This window comes from Desulfatiglans sp., assembly GCA_012513605.1.
Taxonomy (GTDB): Bacteria; Desulfobacterota; DSM-4660; order Desulfatiglandales; family HGW-15; genus JAAZBV01.
The window spans coordinates 40,847-62,196 of sequence record JAAZBV010000037.1 but is presented as its reverse complement, the minus strand read 5'-3'; the positions used below and the strand labels follow the sequence as shown (position 1 = coordinate 62,196).

The following is a 21,350-nucleotide window of genomic DNA, read 5'->3' as shown; positions in this document are numbered from 1 at the left end:
GTTTACGGTTTAAGGTTAGAATCTAAAAGAGGAGAGAATAGTTATGGATCTTATGAAACGGATAGACCCGGAGCTTGCCCCGGCGCTTGAGATGATCCCTGCGGATGGCTCTTTAAATTTTGATGATCTCGATACAGCAAGGAAGATGAGTGATGAGATATTTGGCCGGATGGTATCGATGATGCCTGCTGTAAAAGGTGTCAGTTCAAGGGATTTATCAATCCCCGGACCAAAGGGTGCACCGGATATTACTGTAAGAGTATATACACCAGAGGCAGAAACTGGGAAAAGACCAGCCATGCTCTGGATACATGGCGGAGGGTATCTGCTTGGAGACCTTACAGCGGATGATTACACCATGCGCTCGATGTGTGTAAATACCGGGTGTGTTATGGTCTCCACAAACTACAGGCTTGCGCCTGAAAACCCATTCCCTGCGCCTGTTGAAGACTGTTATGCGAGCCTCAAATGGATGGTAAATAATGCGGAAAGCCTGGGCATAGATAAAACAAGGGTGGCCATAGGAGGAGGGAGCGCAGGTGGCGGGCTTGCAGCAGGGCTTGCAATTATGACAAGGGACAGGGGAGAGATAGCATTATCATTTCAGCTCCTCATTTACCCCATGATAGATGATCGTAACATTACTCCTTCAAGCCATGCCATAACAGACCTGCGTACATGGGATCGTGAAAAGAATATCTTTGCATGGAAGGCATACTTAGGTGATTCGATAAAAGATGGCATTGTATCTCCATATGCTGCTGCATCAAGGGCAAAGGATCTATCGGGCCTGCCGCCAGCCTATATAGCTGTGGGCGAACTGGACCTGTTTCTTGATGAGGATATAGAGTATGCACAGAGGCTGTTGCAGGCAGGTGTCCCGACTGAGCTGCATGTATACCCTGGGGCCACACACGGGTTTGATTCCATTATCTCTGCATCTGTAGTAAAAAGGTTTAGCGCGGAGAGGGATAATGCGGTTAAAAGGGCTTTAAAATAAGGTTTTGCCTCTTACTGGAGTAGAGACGGGTTTTAAACCCATCTCTACAGCTTATCTCTTTTTCTTAAACTTTTTACCCTTAGATGCGCCCCGGTCTTTATTGCCTTTCTTCTCTGCATATTCAATATTTATCTCCCTGCCATCCAGCTCTGCACCCTTCATGGAGTTTACCACCCTGTCTGCAACGGCTGCATCTACATCAACAAATGAGAACTCCCTCATGATCTCAATGGAGCCTACCTTCTGAGAGGATATCCCGCTTATGCTGCAAATGGATTTTACAAGGTTTTTTTTGGTAAGGTCATCCAGCGCCCCTGCATTTATAAAAAGACGTCTGGATTTACCCTGGCTAAGGTTTCCCTGTTCCTTCCCTGACCTCTTTTTACCCCTCTCTTCATCCCTTGCCCTTCCTAAAGGGGCGTTAATATCCTGTGCATCTTTGTAATAGGTAAGAAACCTGTTAAATTCCTGAGAGACAAACCTCTGGATCAGCTCCTCCTTTGAAAGTCCTTCAAGGGTTTCAAACACTGGTGGTAAAAATGGGGCTATCTCTTCATAATCTACATCAACCTCTACCATCCTGTTTATCATCGCATAGAGTTGTTTTTCACACACCTCATAGCCGCCCGGCACCTTTGCATAGGTAAACTTGATGCCGGAACTCTTTTCTATCTGTGTAACCTTGAACTTTTCCTTCAGGTTGGTGATAACTATGGATGTGCCTGATTTACCCGCCCTTGCGGTCCTGCCGCTCCTGTGGGTATAAACTTGCGGTTCATCAGGCAGCCTGTAGTTTATAACGTGTGTTATCTCTTTTACATCCAGCCCCCTTGCCGCAACATCGGTTGCAACCAAGATCTGGAGTGTCCTGTTTCTGAACCTGTTCATGACATGATCTCTTGCTGCCTGTGACAGGTCGCCATGCAGGGCATCAGCATCATAGTTATCTTTGATAAGTTTATCTGCTATTTCCTGGGTCTCCATGCGTGTGCGGCAGAATATAAGTCCATAGATGTCAGGTGCATTATCCAGTATCCTCTTTAATGCCTGATACCTGTCCTTTTCATGAATAATATAATTGAGGTGTTCTATATTGGTTGCACTTTTATTTTTTCCACCTACAGTGATTGTTACCGGTTCATCCATGTACTGCCTTGTAATCCGGGCTACCTCGTCAGGCATGGTGGCGGAAAAAAGCCATACCCTTTTATCATCGGGTGTTGATTCAAGTATGGAGTCAAGGTCCTCCTTGAAGCCCATGTTAAGCATCTCATCCGCTTCATCCAGTACAACATAGGATACATTAGTCAGCTTGACGACCTTCCTGTTGATAAGGTCAAGCAGCCTGCCGGGTGTGGCAACAATAATCTGCACACCCTTTTTAATATCCCTGATCTGGTTTTCCATGCTTGCCCCGCCAGCAATGGCAACGATCTTTGCGCCCTTTACATACTTACTCAGTTTTTTCAGGTCGCCGGTGATCTGGGCGCAGAGTTCGCGGGTAGGGCAGAGTATAAGCCCCTGTGTCTGTTTCAGGTCAAAGTCTATCAATTGAATCATAGGCAGACCAAAGGCGGCGGTCTTTCCGGTGCCTGTGGGGGCAAGACCTATAAAGTCTCTTTCACCGCTGATAATTTCCGGGATTGCATCTGTCTGTATGGGGGTAGGGGTGGTATATCCAAGCTCGCTTACGGCCTGCAACAATTCATCTTTCAATTGTAAATCTTCAAAAATCATTTAACACTGTTCCTTTCAGAAAATAAAAAAACCCGGATTCCACTGGACCAGTTCCAATAAAATCAGGGTCTAATATCCAATAAATAAAATGGTTTATAACATTATAAATGTCTTTAAGCAAAGATATAATCGCTTGATCTGTCTTTTATCATTATTCGGATTTTTTCCGCCGATCTCTTTTATTCGGGTTAAGGCTCTTATTAAAAATATTTTCATAATTGCTGTTATAATCTGGAAAGGATTTGCTTGCTGCCATTGGTCGTTAAAGCCGCAGGGGCGGACCTGAGTGTCTGCCCAGTATAACGATGTTGACTATCTCTTCACCTGCTACCCTGAGATGTATGTATAATTACATCATCTGATATAACAATACTGTCTTTAATGTACATCTCCTTTCCTATGGCGACATCATCCCATATTATTGAATTTTCTATGATTGTATCTTTACCTATGCAAACATTATTACCGATTATAACCCAGTTTATGAGTTTGACCGATGGATCAATACAGGTATTTTTACCTTTAATGAATCTTTTGTTTTCAACCTCAAGGAGGTCTTTGTTTGCCATTTTGTAACTTTCAATAGTACCTGTGTCATGCCAGTAATGGCCTGTTGCCATATGGGTGTTTATTGTTTTGCCTGATTCTATCATGGGTGTGTAGCATTCAGAGATTATATCTGAATAGCCCTTTGGCGGAAGCCAATCAAAAATATGAGGCGAGAGCACATGTATACCTGTAAAGGCAAACCTGCCCGGTGCAATATCCCTATGTATTTTCGTAACAGTGTTGTTTATAACCTCTACCTGGTTAAAACGCTGGAAATCGTGCAGCACCATGGTTACAATAGCCCCTGATCCCATGTGGCTTTTTATGGCCTGATCAAGATGAATATCTGTAAGGATATCGCTGTTAATAAGTATGAAGGTATCATCCTTTAGAAATGGTCTGCACTTTGAAAGCCCACCTCCTGTGCCAAGTATCTCATCGGGCTCCAGGCTTATTGAAAGGTTCACACCCGGTATTTTACATCCTTTTATATAGCATTCCATCTGCTCCATATGATAGTGGGCATTTATAATGATATCCTTTATCCCGTATTCGGCCAGATACTCTATATTTCTTTCGAGTATGGGCCTGTTAAGCACAGGCACAAGCGCCTTTGGGATATGGTCAGTAAGGGGCTTAAGCCTTGTACCAAAACCTGCTGCCATTATCATTGCTTTCATTGGTTAAACCCTTTTTAAAAGCCCTGGATTCCCCGGTCAAGCCTGGGAATGACATTAAAAAATATATCTGTTGCATTTGCCGGTATCTGATTATAAGTAATTATGTGCGATGTCAAAGGATTAATACTAAAGAGGCCATTAAATGAACACCATCCTTGATAACTCAGAGATTGACTCCTGTATAGGTCAATTGTTTATGATCGGGATGCCAGGTTTATATCTCGATGAAGAGACAGAGTCACTGATACGGGAATACAATATTGGAGGTATTGTCCTTTTTAAAAGGAATATAGATAACCCTGTTCAGATAGCAGAGCTGTGCAGATCCATACAGGCAGCATCTATGAAATATCATGGTAATTCCATATTAATTGCAGTTGATCAGGAGGGAGGAATGGTCGCCAGGCTTAAAGGGCCTTTTACCATATTCCCCGGTAATGAGGCGATCGGTGAATCCTCAAAATCCTTAAAGATGGCAAAGGAGTTTGCCAGGATAACTGCAAAAGAGATGCGGATGGTGGGGCTTAATATGGATCTGGCCCCGGTAATGGATGTGAAAAGGGGCATCCCGGACAAACATCTTGGGACCCGTATCTTCAGTGATGATCCTGATAAGGTTGGCCTTCTGGGCGGGGTTATGATAGAAACCCTCCAGAAAAATGGGGTAATGGCTGTAGCCAAACACTTCCCCGGGCTTGGGCTCGCAAATTTTGACCCTCATCAGGGAAATGTGACTATCAAATATGAATCAAGAGAGATACAAAAAGGGCAGATAAAGCCATTTAAAAAGGCAGTTAAGAAAGATGTGGCAGGGATTATGACATCCCATGCTATCTACCCTGATATTGACCCTGAATATCCTGCAACCCTGTCGCACAAAATAATGACCGGGATATTGAGAGAAAAATTAAGATACAAAGGGCTGATTCTTACAGATGACCTTGAAATGGGGGCCATACAAAAAAGCATCGGTGTTGCGCAGGGCGCTGTCGCTGCATTCATGGCAGGCGCTGATTTACTGCTTATATGTGAACGCCAGGGTTATGTTGTTGAGGCTATAGAACTTATCAGAAAGCGGCTTTTTGAAAATGAGTTGACAATGGATAGGATCATGGACTCAGTCGTTAGAATAAGGGATGTGAGAAAGGATTATCCGGGGCCTAAAAAAAGGGTCTCCATTACCGGTATAAGAAAATACTTTGATATGAATGGTGAGGTTGCATAGGGAATTAGATAGCAGACAGGTACAGTATTCCAGATAAAAGATACCAATATGTAAACTGATCCGGTCTTTATCTACAATATTGTAACTATATAAATAATGGGGAAAAGGGCTGTAATTGTTAACGTGTTGATATAACAGGGATAACATTAGGACACTGTTTATGGCACAGCAATTGCTTTTATATAATGACAAGTCTATTAGATGTGATTTGAAAAAAGATATTATTTTAAACATATAAAATTTACATTACCTTATTTTCAGGAGGATAGCATGGCGGAAATAAAAACACCAAAGGATGTACTAAAACTAATAAAAGATGAAAAGGTTGAGATGGTTGACCTCAGGTTCATGGACTTTCCCGGCATGTGGCAGCATTGTTCATACCCTGTCAGCCAGTTTGACGAGGATACCTTTGTAGCTGGTATGGGTTTTGACGGCTCAAGCATCAGGGGATGGCAGGCGATTAATGAGTCTGATATGCTTATAAAACCGGTTGCAGAATCTGCCTTTATTGACCCCTTTTTCAAGACAAAGACACTTGTGATGATATGCAATATCTGCGACCCTGTTACAGGTGAAGATTACACTAGAGACCCTCGCAATATAGCAAGAAAGGCTGAGAATTATCTCAAGACCCTTGGGATTGCTGATGTTGCATTTTTCGGTCCTGAAGCGGAATTTTTTATCTTTGATGATGTGCGTTTTGACCAAAATCAGTATGAAGGTTATTATCATATTGATTCTGTTGAGGGTGCCTGGAATACAGGGAGGGTGGAAAACCCTAACCTTGGCTATAAGGTGCGTTATAAAGAGGGATATTTTCCTGTGCCGCCGACTGACAGCTTGCAGGACTTGAGAAGTGACATGGTTCTTACCATGCAGAAGGTTGGTCTCACTGTTGAGGCGCAGCACCATGAGGTTGCAACAGGCGGGCAGTGTGAGATCGATATGAGGTTTGCCCCACTTGTTCAGATGGCTGACAACCTTTTAAAATTTAAGTACGTCATAAAAAATACTGCCAAGATGAATAACAGGACCGTAACCTTTATGCCTAAACCGCTTTTTGGTGATAATGGCTCAGGTATGCATGTTCACGTATCACTCTGGAAAGGTGATCAGAATCTTTTTTTCGGTGACGGATATGCGGGTCTTTCAGAGATGGCTATGTATGCTATTGGCGGTATCTTAAAGCATGCAGCGAGCCTGTGTGCTATTACAAACCCGACAACCAACAGTTACAAGAGACTCGTACCGGGTTATGAGGCACCTGTTAACCTGGCATATTCAAGAAGGAACAGGAGCGCCTCTATAAGGATCCCGCTCTATTCAACATCACCAAAGGCAAAGAGAATAGAATTCCGCTGTCCTGATCCGAGCGCAAACCCATACCTGGCCTTTTCTGCCATACTTATGGCTGCTATTGATGGTATTCAGAACAAGATTGATCCGGGCCAGCCGCTTGACAGGGATATCTATGATATGGAACCTGAAGAGCTCGCAAAGGTTCCAAAGACCCCTGGCTCACTGAGGGAGGCATTAAACAGTCTTGCAAACGATCATGCATATCTGCTTAAGGGTGATGTGTTTACCCCTGATGTTATAGAAACATGGATCAATTACAAGATGGTGAAAGAGGTTGAGGCCACTGACTTAAGGCCCCATCCGTGGGAATATGTAATGTATTATGATATCTAAATTAAAACGATATTTTCAGGCAAAATGAATATGCTTAAAAATATCGTTGAACAGGTTGGTTATACAACCTGATTTTCTCTTATTAATAAAATAATGAAACCCCCGAAGATATCCTTCGGGGGTTTTTTATTTTCTTTTCGCTGAATAAAAGAACTGTGGTATATGTAAAAGACAGGGGTCCAGGGTTCAAGGGGTCGAGTGAAAGAGATAAAAACACTTGACCCCCGGAAACCTAGACCCCTTGAACCCTGTTTTTAAAGGACATCATGAAACCAGAACTTGATTATATTTTAAAAGAACTCCCCGGGGTTGATGAAAAGATAATTAAAGAGCATCTTGATCGTCTCGGTGATGATTATTATAAAAAATTCATTACAGCTGATGTCATTTCCCATATCAGGCTTATTTCAAGCCTTAAGAAATCAAACCCTGTACAGACCAGTATTGTGAAAACACGTGATGACAATATTGAATGCACTGTAACTGCTTTTGATTACCCCTCTGAGTTTTCATTGATAGCTGGTCTTTTGTCCGGGACCGGTTTTAATATAGTGTCAGGCGATGTCTACACCTATGAACGTAAGGAAATGGAAATAAAAAAAAGAAGGTCGCACAAAGAAAGGTTTTTTATCCTGCCTGATCAGCATGACAGGAGGATGATTGTAGACTTCTTTTCCGGATACCTTACCAGATCTGTTTCCTTTGAGGCCTGGTCGCAGGAGTTTAATGACCGACTCATGTCCATAATATCCATGCTGGAAAACGGGGCGGAAGAAGCAATAATGAATGCAAAAAACAGGGTCAATGAGATGGTTGTTCGTCACCTTGCACGCATGGACAGGGGGGCAGAGCCTGTACTCTATCCTGTGGAGCTTGCAGTTGATAATGAGTCAGGCCCGTTCACACGTCTTAAGGTTGTTTCACAGGATACGCCAGCATTTATGTATGCCCTTTCAAATGCCCTCGCGCTTAACAGCATTCAGATTGAGCATGTGAGGATACGCACCTTTCACGGTAGGGTTGAAGACAGTCTTGACCTTACAGACGCGGGCGGAGGTAAGATTGAAGACAGGGATGCAATCGAGAGGATCAAGTTCTCTGTGCTGCTTACAAAGCAGTTTACCTATTTTCTTGCAAAGGCCCCTGACCCATATGCGGCACTTTCACGTTTTGAATTTATTATAAAGGATATCGTCAAACAGCCATTCAGGGAAGAGTGGTTCAGGCACCTTACTGACGGGAGAAACCTTAAGGACCTTGCAAGGCTCCTGGGCGCAAGCGATTTTTTGTGGGAGGATTTTATCAGGCTTCAGTACGAATCACTTCTGACCGTATTCGACAACGTAGAAAAGAAGACAATGATCAGCAAATCAACAGAAAATCTATCTGAGAGGCTTGATAAGGCAATTGATGAGGCTGTGGATTTTGAGTCAAAAAAGAGGGTCTTAAACTGGTTCAAGGATCAGGAGATATTTCGTATTGATCTTGACCATATCCTTAACCCTGACCTGGATTTCAGGTTCCTTTCAAGAAAACTTACAGCACTGGCAGAGCTTGTTATAAACAGGACCGCTGATATTGTGTATGAGGATCTTGTCAGGCAGTACGGTATCCCAAAGACCGATTCCGGCCTGGAGGCGAGATATGCCATTATGGGCCTTGGCAAGCTGGGAGGGGAGGCCATAGGGTATGCATCAGACCTTGAGATCCTTTTTATTTACAGCGACAGGGGCAGAACCGATGGTGAAAAAAATATTACAAATACCGAGTTTTTTGAACTCATGGTCAGGGGTATTTTCCATTTTATTGAGGCAAAGCGAGAGGGCATATTTCAGATTGATCTAAGGCTTAGACCCCATGGTAAATCAGGCCCTCTTGCGGTCAGCATGGAGAGTTACTGCCAGTATTACGGCACAGGAGGTCAAGCACATTCATTTGAGATGCTCTCACTTGTGAGAATGCGGTGCATAGGCGGCGACAGGGAGTTTGGAGGCCGCATAGAGCGTATACGCGATGAGGTGGTTTATTTCTCAAACAGAATAGATTTTGAGGAGATAAGAGAACTCAGAGAGAGGCAGATAAAGGAAAAGGCTGCAATGGGCAAGCTCAATGCAAAGTTCAGCCCTGGTGGGCTTGTTGATCTTGAATACGGGGTGCAGACCTTACAGGTCATGTACGGGAAGAGTTCGAAGGATATTCGAACATACAGCATTCATAATGCCCTTAATGCCCTCAAGGATAACGGGTTCATGAACTATGAAGTGCATGACAGGCTTACTGAGGCATACAGGTTCATGCGTGAACTCATAAACGGACTCAGGATGCTTAGAGGTTCTGCCCTTGATCTTTTCCTGCCTGAGACAGAGACCCCTGAATTTGAACACCTTGCAAGGAGGATGGGATACAGATATGGCGGCGCTATAACCCCGGCACAGCAGCTCTATATAGACCTTGAAACCCATATGGCAGCAGTAAGGGTATTTGCTGAAAAATATTTCGGGCTCGATTCTCTCCCAAGGCATGACACAGGGACAATAGCTGATGTTATTCTATCTGACACCATGTCTCCTGAGATCAGGGGCCGTATCTTATCTGAAAGCGGGATTAAGGAACCGGCCCGGGCCTATGTAAACCTTCAGGGGCTTGCGGGTGAGGGTGGAAGCCGAAGGGAGATATTCGGAAGGCTTGCCATACTTGCATGGGACATTATAAAAAGAACACCTGATCCTGATATGGCCCTTAATAACTGGGAACGATATATACGTTCTCTTGCCAGCCCTGAGTTTCATTACAATGTTCTTTTGTCTCAACCGATGCATCTTGAGATGCTTCTGGCAATCTTTTCTAACAGCCAGTTTTTGTCTGATACCCTTATAAGATACCCGGGTTTTTTTGACTGGCTCATGAACCCTGAGCTTCTCAACTCCATCAGGAAAAGGGAAGACCTTGAACATGAGCTCAGGAAGGCGGCTGATAGCTGCCGCGAAGAGAGGGACTGGCTCAACAAACTCAGGAGGTTCAGGCGGCGTGAGATATTAAGGATAGGCACAAGAGACATTTACATGGGCGTATCGAGCAGGATAATAATGCATGAGCTATCTATTCTTGCAGAGGCATGCACACAGGTTGTTCTTGAGCAGTCTGTCAAATGCAGGATAGAGGATTATGAGCCCCATGAGGCATCGCCCCTTGATTATTTCTGTGTTATGGCCTTTGGAAAGCTGGGAGGAAATGAACTCAATTACAGCTCTGATATTGATCTGATAGGTGTTTTTAAACCTGATGGCGAGGCCGGAAACGGACGCAGGGAGATAGCAGGGAAGATACTTGAGGATATCAGGGCATCTCTTTCATCTCATACAGAAGAGGGGTATGCATACAGGGTGGACTTGAGGCTCAGACCATTTGGAAGCTCAGGAGAGATTGTCCAGTCAATACCATCCATTATAGAGTATTACCGAAGTTCTGCATCATTCTGGGAGAAACAGGCAGCCCTCAAGATGAGGCCGGTTGCGGGTAATATTACGCTGGGATATGAGTTCCTCTCCAGCCTTAAACCCTTTATCATGAAACCATGGAAAAGGGGAATGGTTGTTAATGAGATAGAGAGGCTGAGAAAAAAGGCAGTAAAAAACAGCTCTCAGGGGCTCAATGCAGGGATAGATGTGAAGTCCGGTAGCGGAGGGATCAGGGATGTGGAGTTTATGGTACAGGGGCTTCAGCTTATATATGGTTGTGAAAAGAGACTTGAGACAGAAAGCAATACCCTGCTTGCTATTAAATCATTGACAGAGGCAGCCATTTTTGATGATAAGGCTGCGAATATAATTAAGGATGACTACATATTCTTAAGAAGGATAGAACACTATCTGCAGATACTTGAAGACAGACAGACCCATACCATCCCTGCTGAAAAGAGCGAGATAAACACCCTTGCAAAAAAGATGCTTGGCATTGAAGCTGACGGAGAAAAGCTGCTTCAAAGGCTTGATGAATGTATTAAGAGGGTAAGGGCGGCATATGAGAAGTATTTGTTGAGAGAGGCGAAGGGCTAAGGGCTAAGGGCGCATCCGCCTTCGTTAAAAACTTTCAAACTACGGCGGGACAAGAGGCGCAGGGGTAACCCCCGGAAAATGGATATAAAATTTTTTAACCAATTTGTTTACTCAGCCCTCTTCCTATTAAAAAAATGAAGGTAACCCGGTATAAAAAAGGTTATTAACGAGTATGCGATACTTTGTTTGACATGCCTTTTTATTTACTCTATACTCCCGTGATCAAATTGAACGATATCTCTTATATCGTATCCAAAAACTACAAAATCAGGTGACATATGACTAATTCTGAAGCTAGAACCCCAGACGTCAGTTATTCCACAAATGGAGAATCATCCAGAAGATTACCCGCAAAAGAAAAGATAGGATACGGCCTTGGTGATGCGGCCTCCAATCTCTATTTCCAGATGTTTATGCTCTACATCTCATATTTTTACACAGATGTATTCGGCATATCCCCCAGCGCAGTGTTCTGGATGTTTCTTGTCACCAGGATCTGGGATGCGATTAATGACCCTATAATGGGCATGATCGCCGACAGGACAGAATCCCGGTGGGGAAAGTTTCGTCCCTATATCATTCTTCTTGCCCCTGTCCTCGCTATATGCGGGGTTGTGACATTCTTTACACCTGATCTGGGGAACATCGGTAAAATCATTTATGCCTATATAACCTATACCTTCCTGATGATGCTTTATACAGCGGTAAACGTCCCTTATTCTGCCCTTATGGGGGTTATGACTCCCAACTCGCAGGAGCGTACAAGCGCATCACAATACAGATTTGTTATCGCATTTATAGGGCAGCTTATAGTTTCAAAATTTACCCTGACCCTTGTCGGCCATTTCGGACAGGGTAACGAGCAGATCGGCTGGACCTGGGCAATGGTGGCCTTTGGAGTGCTTGCTATCATTCTTTTTGTGTTCACCTATTTTTCTACAAAGGAGAGGGTGCAGCCTCCCAAATCACAGCAGAAAAATTCGATCAAGGATTTAGAATACCTCTTTAAGAACACACCCTGGGTGATAATAGCCATTGCAACTGTTTTTCAGCTTCTGTATGCGGTAATGCGCGGGACATCTACCCCTTACTATTTTAAGTATTATGTGCTTGAACAGGAAATCTTCAATGTAAATCTTTCAATCAGCTCTTTTACCGAATGGTTTGCATCTGTTGGCAGCGCTTCAACCCTTGTGGGTGCGCTTATGGCACAGTCATTTGCAAAAACACTGGACAAAAAGAATGCCTATACCGGTGCGCTTATCGCCAGCGCTGTGATCTCATGCGCCTTTTATTATGTGCAGCCCCATAATGTACTAATGATTTTCGGGCTTAATATTGCAGTTTCATTCCTTATGGGGGTGGTCTCTGTGCTTCAGTGGGCAATCTACACAGACACTGCCGATTATGGCGAATGGAAATTCGGAAGAAGATCAACCGGGCTTATAATGGCTGCATCATTGTTTGCCCTGAAACTGGGTCTTGCCTTTGGCGGCAGCTTTGTAAACGGGATATTAGGTTATTACGGGTTTGTGGCAAATGTCGCACAGTCAAGCGAATCAATATTTGGCATTAGAATGGTAATGAGCTTTTACCCTGCTATCTTTGGGGTTCTTGGCGGGCTCGTGATGTTATTCTATCCATTAAAAAGCAGTGTTATGCTCAAGATAGAAGAAGACCTTTCAAAACGAAGGGCAGAGGCTTAATAATCAGGGATTAGTACTATAACATTTATCAGGAGGAGAGAAAATGAACATACCAATGCACCGTTTCAAGTATACAAAACTGACAAAGGATGAAATAGGTAAAAAACTCAAGGCTGCTGAAACCGGGCCCAAATGCGTTTCTGAATTTTCAGACATTCTTTCGGGCAAGTCCTTAAAGATTATTACAAAGGATGGCCCTGTCCTTGAGTACAGTTTCAGGGATAAAAAGGAGCTTATCATCTCTGAAAACGGCGGAAAAAAGATTAAGACCGGTTATGGTGCGCTTACACTCAAGCAGATGGTTTTATTCTCTCATATGATCCCGAATGAACAGAGGGGTTATAATGTGTTTTACGACCTTGATACCAATCTTGTTACGGTATTTGATGTCTCTCTTTCAAGCGGAATAAAGCAGGGAGGCATGGGCGGCGAAATAGTACTGGATGACAGGGAGGCAGTGCGCCAGATATTTTACGGTTATGTAGATGTGACTGGCAAAGCCGCACCGGAAAAACTACATCGACTTACAAACAGGATACAGGGTAAGGGCATGCACTGGAAACAGGATACAGGCATTGAAACCCTTGAATTTTATGCCTCTGTATGCACCACGAACTTTGTTGAGCTGACAAGGCATGTGGATGATTTGAGCTATTGTGCAACATCAGATTATATACTTGTTAATGATAACATGTTTATCTATGACAGAACCGAGTGTGAATTTTCTGGCATACTGACCATGTATGCTGTTGACCTGTTCACGGAAACACAGATAGGTATGAGGCTTGGCTTTAATGAAAGAGACGAGCTGGAATATTATATGTTCAGAGGCAAAGGCAAGGTTGTGGGTCACCTTACAGCCCTTCAGCCATTTGATGAACACGGTGAAAAGATAAATATGGGCTTTGGGGCTCCTAAACCCGGCGCTGCTGATCAGCCTGCACCAAAAGTGCCCAAAGGCGGCGATAGGATTATTTACCGCCCAGCCAGAAATCTTAAATATATCTCACAGGACGAGATAAACAAGATTGCTGAAACAAAGACTGTGACCTTTACAGATAACCCAGACACCCCACAGGCCCAGGCCGGCATGATGGGAGGCAACACACTTCCATACAGTGACCTTCTCAAAGGAAAAGAGTTTACTCTCCGGTTTGACCGCGGCCCTGTTTTCAATTACAGGGTATCAGACGCCTATAACCTTGAATGGAAAAATGAGGGTGATTCAAAATGGCAGAAGGAGACCTACAGGGCATTTGAGGCTGATGAAAATCTGCTCTTCTTTGCACATATGCTTACCGGGATTAAAGTGCCAACAAGCGTAAAGATCGCCCTCGATCTTACAAACGGCCTTACTACATGCATTTATTCAAAGGTCGGCTCTCCCTATTACGGTGATGAAGTCGTATATGAGGCATTCTTTGGTGTTGCAGAGATGGAAGGCGTCCAGTCTGCAAAATACATGCGCCATGAGTTTACGGATGAGCTGGTAGGCTGCGGATTTACAAGGACATATTCTGACAATATGACCTCAATGCATCTTTATACCACCCCCCATTCCTCGGCATGGACAATCTACATGCAGGACCAGACACTAGGTATACAGTGGTGTGCGCCTGCCATTTATGTGAAACTCAGGGACGGGGTATACATATTTGACCTTGTTGAAGAGGCATGTAATGGCGCTGAGACATGTATTATTGAAAATAATAAGACCATGCATGCGGATGGGTTTGGCTTTCACGGCGGCAGAGACGGGATCAACCTGGGCGTAATCGGCGCTATTGCGCGTGACCTCGGGCAATATAAAGTCAAAGAGTATTTTGGACCTAACGCAAAAAGGAAAGGAGCATAATATGGATACCACATCAAAATCCATTGATCAGCCGAATGCCGGCCGCAGGTCATTCATCTGGAAGGCTGGGGCTGCTGTGTCAGCACTGCTGGCCACTGCTGTTCCGGCTGTCGCAGTGCCTCTCTTTAAAAAAGATAAGGGCATGGAATCAGAGATGGAGCGTTTAAATAACAGGGTCAGGATTTTTGAAGATGAAAAATCAGTCCATGACCTTTATCACACCTATGAATCTTTACTGGACAGGGGTGCATATGAAACCCTGGTAGAACTCTTTTCAAATGATGGCGAGGTAATCTTTAACAGTGGTGTGTATACAGGAAAAGAGACCGGTCTAAGACGTCTTTATTGCGGTCTCTTCAGGTCAGGTATGACAGGAAAAAGGATTTCACCTGCGCCAGGGTTTGAGAATGCCTGTGAGTCTGATCAGGATCAGGTGCAGGTATCAGGTGATCGTGGTTCAGCAAAGGCACAATTTTCATATTCCATGCAGATCGGCGCCCCTCTGGCTTCCGATTCGGTTCTGGTAAGTATGGCGCGTCTTCAGGGCGGAGGGGTCATGAGGTGGTGGGAAGGTGGGACATGCCATATCTCATGTATAAAGGATGCATTAAACGGCGCTTGGAAAATAAAGAGGCTGGAATATCAGGCCGTGGCAAAGACAGATTACAGGCCGGGTAAGACATACTCCATGCCTGTATCATCAGTTCCCTTTTCAAAGGTTTACCCTGGGGAGCCGAATGGCCCGGATAAGATTCTGGTTCCTGTGCAGGCTTAATTTGCGTTCATCCAGAAAGAGACAAATTCTGGATGGAGCTTTCAGCAGTCAGCGATCAGCTTTCAGCTAACTCTTTCTTTTGAATGCCTTTTGCTGAAAGTTGAATGCTGATTGCTTGCCCGTCCTCCGCAGTAGCTCTGCTACGGAGGGTGGAAATCCAAAAACGACAGTTTTTGGATGAAAACAAATTTATTCACTGTCCCTGAATATTTTTTATGGATGATAGGCAGTTATCACAATAAATATAAAAGGCAGGTTATGAAGGATGATAAGATTCATATTAAAATCAGACAGAATGAAAAGTCTTAAACATGTAATCCTGTACATTAGCCCTCTTTTACTTTTACTTTTTTTATCCTGCAATCTGAAACCCTCGGATAGCGGTGATATAGAGAAAGGGCTGAAGGATTATTACAAGGATAATTTTCTTATTGGCGCAGCGATCTTTCCCGGGCTTCTTGATAACCCGGTTTCCTCTGAGCTGATAAAGAGCCATTTTAGCGCCGTCACACCTGAAAATGAGATGAAGTGGGGCTCATTGCATCCTGCCCTTGATCAATACAGGTTTGAAAGGGCAGACAAGATTGCAGAATTTGCACAGGCAAATAATGTAAAGCTGATAGGACACACACTGGTATGGCACAGCCAGCTCGGGCAAGGGGTATTTACAAAAGAGGGTTCTAATGACCAGGTTGATAAGGAGACCCTTTTTAACAGGATCAGGGATCATATCTTTACTGTTGCAGGAAGGTACAAGGGTAAGGTGCATGGATGGGATGTGGTGAATGAGGCATTAAATGAAGATGGCACCATGAGGCAATCTGGTTTTTATAAAATCGCCGGTGATGAGTTTATAGAAAAGGCATTTGAATATGCCCGCATGGCAGACCCGGATGCTGAACTCTATTATAATGACTACAACCTTGTCATACCTGAAAAGCGTGCAGGGGCAGTCAGGATAGTTAAAAAACTAAAGGAAAAGGGGTTAAGGATAGATGCAGTAGGCGTTCAGGCGCACTGGGACATGAAATTCCCTGAACTGATCGAGATTGAAAACACTATAAGGGATTTTTCAGAGCTGGGTGTTAAGGTCATGTTTACAGAGCTGGATGTCTCTGTACTGCCCAGCCCCTGGACGAATACACCCTCAGCCGATATCGGTATAAGGCATGAAAATAATCAGGAGATGAATCCATATAAGGATGGTCTTCCTGAATCAGTCGCTGACGAACTGGCAAAGAGATACAGTGATATCTTCACCATCTTTAACAGGCATAAAGATAAGGTCAGCAGGGTCACATTCTGGGGGCTGCATGACGGCATATCCTGGAAAAATAATTTCCCTGTACCGGGGAGAACAGACTATCCCCTGCTCTTTGACCGTGAAATGAGGCCCAAAAAGGCATATTTCAGCATAGTCAATTTGATGTCAGGGGAAAAGTAGCAACATTAAAAAATAAAGAACCTGTAAAGACATCCAAGGATTATTTACAACAGAGATAAACCAAAATCAATTTTGAAAAAGGAGAGAAGAAAATGAATATTCCGATGCATCGATTCAAGTATACAAAATTAACGAAAGATCAGATAGGAAAGGCCCTCAAGGCAACCGAGGCCGGACCAAAAAGTAAATCCGATCTATCGGATGTGCTTAAGGGCAAATCTATCAAGATCATCACCCAGAATGGCCCTGTGCTTGAATACAAGTTTGATGACAAAAACAGGCTGACATTCTCTGAGAATGGCGGGAAAAAGATCAAGGCGGGATACGGCGCTCTCACACTCAGGCAGATGATTTTCTTCTCTCATATGATGCCTGAAGATCAGAGGGGATATAATGTATATATTGATCAGGATACTAATCTTGTAACAGTTATTGAAGTCGGACTCTCCACAGGCAGAACAGAGCCGACCCTTGGCGGAGACCCGATAGTCGTAGATGACAGGGAGGTTCAGCGTCAGTTATATTTCGGTTATGTTGAGGTTGCAGGGCAGGAGGCCCCGAAAGAGCTTCATCATCTTACAAACAGATTGGAGGGCAAGGGGTTGTACTGGAAGCAGGATACTGGTCATGAAGTGCTGGAGTTATATGCCTCTGTTGCCAATACAAACTTTGTTGATCTTACCCGCCAGGCAGATGACCTTAGCTATGTCGCTCCTTCGGACTATGTACGTGTGAATCACCACATCTTTATTCATGACAAGACAGAGTGCGAATTTTCCGGCATGTTCACATCCTTTGTATGTGATCTGTTTGAATGTACACAGGCTGGTGTTCGCCTTGGATTTAATGAGAAGGATGAACTGGAATACTATATGTTCAGGGGTGAAGGCAAGGTTGTGGGTCAGCTTGCCTTTCTTGAACCCTTTGATGAGCATGGCAAGAGCGGCATGGTTTACCAGGCCCCTGGTGACCCTACAATCCCTGGGAAATGGCAGAGGATGACATACAGGCCTGCAAGGACCTTCAAATACATGACTGATGAAGAGGTACATGAGGCAGCCCTGAAAAATACGATAAAATTTGGAGGCACAGAGGGTGCAGCGCCTCAGATGATGGCCATAAACAATATGCCATATTCTGATATCCTGGTCGGGAAAAAGTTTATACTTCGTTATGACAATGGTGGGCCTGTGCGCCATTATGAGTTTCCTGAAAAATATAAACTCAGGTATATGGAAGAGGGTGAAAATAAATGGCATGAGGAGCCTTGCCGGGTCTATGAAGGGGATGATAACCTTGCATGGTTTGCTCATATGCTTACAGACAGCAAGCCCCGTGCATCTGTCAAGATGGCTGTTGACCTTACAAACGGTCTCACCACATGCATACATTCACATATGGGCACAAAGTATTACGGCAATGAGACAACATACAGGGCCATTTTTGGCGTCTGCGAGATGGAAGGTCTTGAGCCCCCCCAGTATGTGCGCCATGAATTTACAGATGAGCTGGTAGGTCATGCATTTTCATGGTCATACTCTGACCAGATGACCTCCATGCATCTTTATACCTCTCCCCATTCAATGTCATGGACAATCTTTACTGCAAACCAGACAATGGGCGCCCAGTGGTGTTCTCCCTGTATATATGTAAAACTTCGTGAGGGTGTCTATTTGTTCTGTCAGAATGAGGAGGCCTGTAATGGCGCCCAGATGATTGAACTGATCAATACCAAGGTTACCCATGACTGCGGTTTTGGTTTTTCAGGCGGAGCGACTGGGGTTAACCTGGGTGTTGTAGGGGCGCTCGGGCGTCATATCGGTTGCTTTAATATCAGGGAGTTTTATGGCCCAAAGAAAAAGAAAGGAGTTTAATATGGCTATATTAAAGTCTCAAACAGACGATATGCAGGCTGACAGAGGCCGCCGCTCCTTTATTTGGAAGGTCGGGGCCGGTATGTCTGCGGTTGCTGCTGCGACTGTACCGGGTTATGCAAAGACCCTGTTCAGCAGTGATAAAAAAACAAATATAGACGATCTTGCAAAACAGATAACTATACTTGAAAATGAAAAAATTATCAATGTGCTTCATAAACAATATGAAGAGCTGCTGGATAAAGGAAGGTACAGTGAGATACCAGCCATGTTCACTGACAATGCAGAGGTTGTTTTTAATGGAGGGCTCTTTAAGGGCACTTCCGGTATAAAACGTCTCTTCTGTAACTGTTTTGCCTCCGGGATGACCGGTAGAAAAATAAATCATGCACCAGGGATTGATTTTAAACCTGAGCAGGATAGGGTAGAGATATCCCCTGATCAGAGATCAGCAAAGGCCATATTCACCTATTCCATACAGGTCGGTGCGCCAATTGATTCAGATTCGACGCTTGTAAAAATGGCACGACTTCAGGGTGAAGGTATCAGAAAATGGTGGGAAGCTGGTGTATATGAGGTGTCTTATGTAAAAGATATCAAGGGATGGAAGATAGAGAGGCTTGAATACAAGACCTTTGCAAAGGCAGATTATAAACCTGGTCAGTCATATGCAAAGCCAATCTCTATACCCATATTTTCAAAGGTGTTTCCGGCAGAACCATTTGGCCCTGACAGGCTGGTAAAGTCGGTATAGAGAAGTATTATTAGATTAGTAAACCGTCATGCCAACCTTCGCGGGCATGACGGTTTACCATATTGAATGTAGCTATTATTCCAATTCTTCAACATGAAACTGTTTGAAAATTCTATATGTTATTGTGAATATCCGGATCATCTTTTAGATGTTAGTGGAAATATCGAGATCGCCGGAATTCTTGAATTTATTATTATATGATATAGAAAACAAGGCTATTATTATGCCAACAATACTTACTATTTTAGGCTGGCGACTTTTCTTCTATGCGAATGAGGGAAATGAACCTATCCATATTCATTGTAGAAAAGGCGATATGGAATGTAAATATTGGCTTGATAAAGAGCATTTTGATATTAATGAAGAATTTTCGTATAATATGTCTCCAAATGACCAAAGGCAAATAAGAAAAATCATATTTGATCATTTTGAATATATAGAAGAGCAATGGGGAGAGTTCCAACGGAGGCTTAATAAATGAGCAAGTATCATAAAATAGAAAATATAAAGTTTGAGGGTGATAATCTATTAATAAAAATAGATGGAAAGGATAGAAGCTTCCCTTTGAGTGAGATATCTTCTGTTCTTAAAGATGCCTCCGATGAAGAATTGAATTCATATGTAATTTCTCCTTCCGGGTATGGAATCCATTGGCCCCTTCTTGATGAAGACATCTCTATTGATGGTTTATTAGGCATTAATCATCATCCCTCAGTAAATAAAAAATTTGCACAGCAGCTTTAGTAACCCATCTATGAATAAAATAAAAACTATTCTAATCTTTCTTTTCATCTTTTTAATACCAAAAGAAGGATATTCTAGTGAAAATCTAAAAATTATTTATCCAAGCCTAACACCTCATCAGCTGCTTGATAAAGAATATAAATTGGAGATAATGCAGGAATTCCCAATAAATGAAAAAGACCTCAACGAAATCGATTATCAGGGTTGTAGCTGGTATTGTTGCGGTAACACAATAAATGCAAAAGCTTCTTCTTCATTAAAAACAACAAATAGTGGAATAACATACAGACCGGAAAATGTATGTGATCTGAAATTTAATATAGCTTGGGTTGAAGGAAAGACCGATTATGGTATCTGTGAGTCCATTGAAAGAGAACTCAAGGGTAAAGACAATTAAATTATATGTAAACAATAATTCGCAATACATTCTTGAGTTAAAAGATACCTACCAACTACAATCATTCCTCATTGATACTGTAAATAGTAATAAAGAAACAGTAATTTTAAAATTTGAAATCATTGATATTTATCCTTGCGAAAAATACAAAGATACTGCAATAACAGAAATTAATTTGAATTATGATCAATACTGCCATTAAAAAATTGGGTTTCTTCGCATAGCACAACCTACCATATAGTAGCAACTTCAGATGAAGATCGCATTGTCCGGTCTGCTGTTACGAGGCTGGCTTTTTTGATAACTGCTGTGGCGGCTATCAGTTTATCGGCTGGATCATTTTCCGTGTTATTAAATATCTTTGTTGATAGATCAGCTATATCGGGATCAATGCCCTGTAAAACGTAATTATTAGAACTGAGTAACAGATTTATGAATTCTTTGTATGAGGCATCTACCTTTACCCTGTTTCGATTCATCAACATGGTAATTTCCCATAGTGATATATCACAGAAAATAATCCCACCATTTTCATTAGCCTCCATAATTGCAGCCTTTGCCTTTTTTGATATTTTTTCAGGAGATAATGCCTCCCAGATTATAATATGGGTATCGGCAACAATCATTTTAAAGCCTCCCACTCCTCATCAACAGAGGAAAGCACATCTCCTACATAGGCAGTCTTTTGAAGCTCTTTAAGCCTTTCTTTTGCCATCTGTTTTTTATTTTCTACAGGTACAAGTTTAGCTACTTCATGGCCCCTTGATGTTACAATAAAATTTTCCCCTGACTTTACCTTTTTTATAAAAGTCATTAAATTATCTCTCAGTTCACTTACAGCTACTGTTTTCATATTAATC

General features: G+C 43.0%; 17 protein-coding genes. 13 read left to right on the top strand and 4 right to left on the bottom strand.

The genetic code is table 11. From position 1 onward, the window contains the following. The first annotated feature begins 43 nt into the window (after nt 1–43). On the top strand, nt 44–1,000 hold the full coding sequence (locus GX654_05165) for an alpha/beta hydrolase (GenBank protein ID NLD36243.1): 957 nt from the start codon (nt 44–46) through the stop codon (nt 998–1,000). A 51-nt stretch (nt 1,001–1,051) separates the two neighbouring features. On the opposite strand, the gene GX654_05160 is transcribed toward GX654_05165, so the two are convergent. Together GX654_05160 and GX654_05155 are read right to left on the bottom strand one after the other, a co-directional pair. Beyond that, nucleotides 1,052–2,737 (bottom strand): DEAD/DEAH box helicase, encoded by a 1,686-nt coding sequence (locus GX654_05160; protein ID NLD36242.1) that lies wholly within the window; start codon nt 2,735–2,737, stop codon nt 1,052–1,054. A 320-nt stretch (nt 2,738–3,057) separates the two neighbouring features. Then, nucleotides 3,058–3,966, bottom strand: coding sequence for an NDP-sugar synthase (locus GX654_05155; GenBank protein NLD36241.1), 909 nt, complete (start codon nt 3,964–3,966; stop codon nt 3,058–3,060). A gap of 142 nt (nt 3,967–4,108) precedes the next feature. Here GX654_05155 and nagZ point away from each other — a divergent pair, with 142 nt between their 5' ends. From nagZ to GX654_05095, 12 genes are all read left to right on the top strand, one after another. Then, nucleotides 4,109–5,191: a beta-N-acetylhexosaminidase gene (gene nagZ, locus GX654_05150; protein ID NLD36240.1), complete on the top strand. Its 1,083-nt coding sequence runs from the start codon at nt 4,109–4,111 to the stop codon at nt 5,189–5,191. A 270-nt stretch (nt 5,192–5,461) separates the two neighbouring features. Continuing rightward, nucleotides 5,462–6,886, top strand: a complete 1,425-nt coding sequence (gene glnA / locus GX654_05145; protein ID NLD36239.1) for a type I glutamate--ammonia ligase — start codon at nt 5,462–5,464, stop codon at nt 6,884–6,886. 266 nt (nt 6,887–7,152) lie between these two features. Beyond that, nucleotides 7,153–10,941, top strand: a complete 3,789-nt coding sequence (locus GX654_05140) for a glutamate-ammonia-ligase adenylyltransferase (GenBank protein NLD36238.1) — start codon at nt 7,153–7,155, stop codon at nt 10,939–10,941. 278 nt (nt 10,942–11,219) lie between these two features. After that, nucleotides 11,220–12,647, top strand: a complete 1,428-nt coding sequence (locus GX654_05135) for an MFS transporter (GenBank protein NLD36237.1) — start codon at nt 11,220–11,222, stop codon at nt 12,645–12,647. Nucleotides 12,648–12,690: 43 nt separating this feature from the next. Beyond that, nucleotides 12,691–14,502 carry a hypothetical protein gene (locus GX654_05130; GenBank protein ID NLD36236.1) on the top strand — a complete coding sequence of 604 codons (1,812 nt, stop codon included), beginning with the start codon at nt 12,691–12,693 and terminating at the stop codon, nt 14,500–14,502. Nucleotide 14,503: 1 nt separating this feature from the next. Next, nucleotides 14,504–15,277, top strand: a complete 774-nt coding sequence (locus GX654_05125) for a SnoaL-like domain-containing protein (GenBank protein ID NLD36235.1) — start codon at nt 14,504–14,506, stop codon at nt 15,275–15,277. Between the two features lie 295 nt (nt 15,278–15,572). Next, nucleotides 15,573–16,721 carry an endo-1,4-beta-xylanase gene (locus GX654_05120; protein ID NLD36234.1) on the top strand — a complete coding sequence of 383 codons (1,149 nt, stop codon included), beginning with the start codon at nt 15,573–15,575 and terminating at the stop codon, nt 16,719–16,721. A 92-nt stretch (nt 16,722–16,813) separates the two neighbouring features. After that, complete coding sequence (locus GX654_05115; GenBank protein NLD36233.1) at nt 16,814–18,595, top strand: hypothetical protein; 1,782 nt, start codon at nt 16,814–16,816, stop codon at nt 18,593–18,595. A gap of 1 nt (nt 18,596) precedes the next feature. After that, complete coding sequence (locus GX654_05110) at nt 18,597–19,349, top strand: SnoaL-like domain-containing protein (GenBank protein ID NLD36232.1); 753 nt, start codon at nt 18,597–18,599, stop codon at nt 19,347–19,349. 223 nt (nt 19,350–19,572) lie between these two features. After that, complete coding sequence (locus GX654_05105) at nt 19,573–19,830, top strand: DUF4160 domain-containing protein (GenBank protein ID NLD36231.1); 258 nt, start codon at nt 19,573–19,575, stop codon at nt 19,828–19,830. Beyond that, nucleotides 19,827–20,093, top strand: coding sequence for a DUF2442 domain-containing protein (locus GX654_05100; protein ID NLD36230.1), 267 nt, complete (start codon nt 19,827–19,829; stop codon nt 20,091–20,093). The genes GX654_05105 and GX654_05100 overlap by 4 nt, the downstream gene beginning before the upstream one ends. Before the next feature lie 10 nt (nt 20,094–20,103). Then, the gene (locus GX654_05095) at nt 20,104–20,490 is read left to right on the top strand and encodes a hypothetical protein (GenBank protein NLD36229.1); all 387 of its coding nucleotides are present in this window, start codon (nt 20,104–20,106) and stop codon (nt 20,488–20,490) included. Nucleotides 20,491–20,720: 230 nt separating this feature from the next. On the opposite strand, the gene GX654_05090 is transcribed toward GX654_05095, so the two are convergent. Both GX654_05090 and GX654_05085 read right to left on the bottom strand, forming a co-directional pair. Continuing rightward, nucleotides 20,721–21,116, bottom strand: coding sequence for a type II toxin-antitoxin system VapC family toxin (locus GX654_05090; GenBank protein ID NLD36228.1), 396 nt, complete (start codon nt 21,114–21,116; stop codon nt 20,721–20,723). Beyond that, a complete protein-coding gene (locus GX654_05085) occupies nt 21,113–21,343 on the bottom strand; it encodes a type II toxin-antitoxin system prevent-host-death family antitoxin (GenBank protein NLD36227.1) in 231 nt (76 codons plus the stop codon). The genes GX654_05090 and GX654_05085 overlap by 4 nt, the downstream gene beginning before the upstream one ends. Nucleotides 21,344–21,350 lie beyond the last annotated feature (7 nt).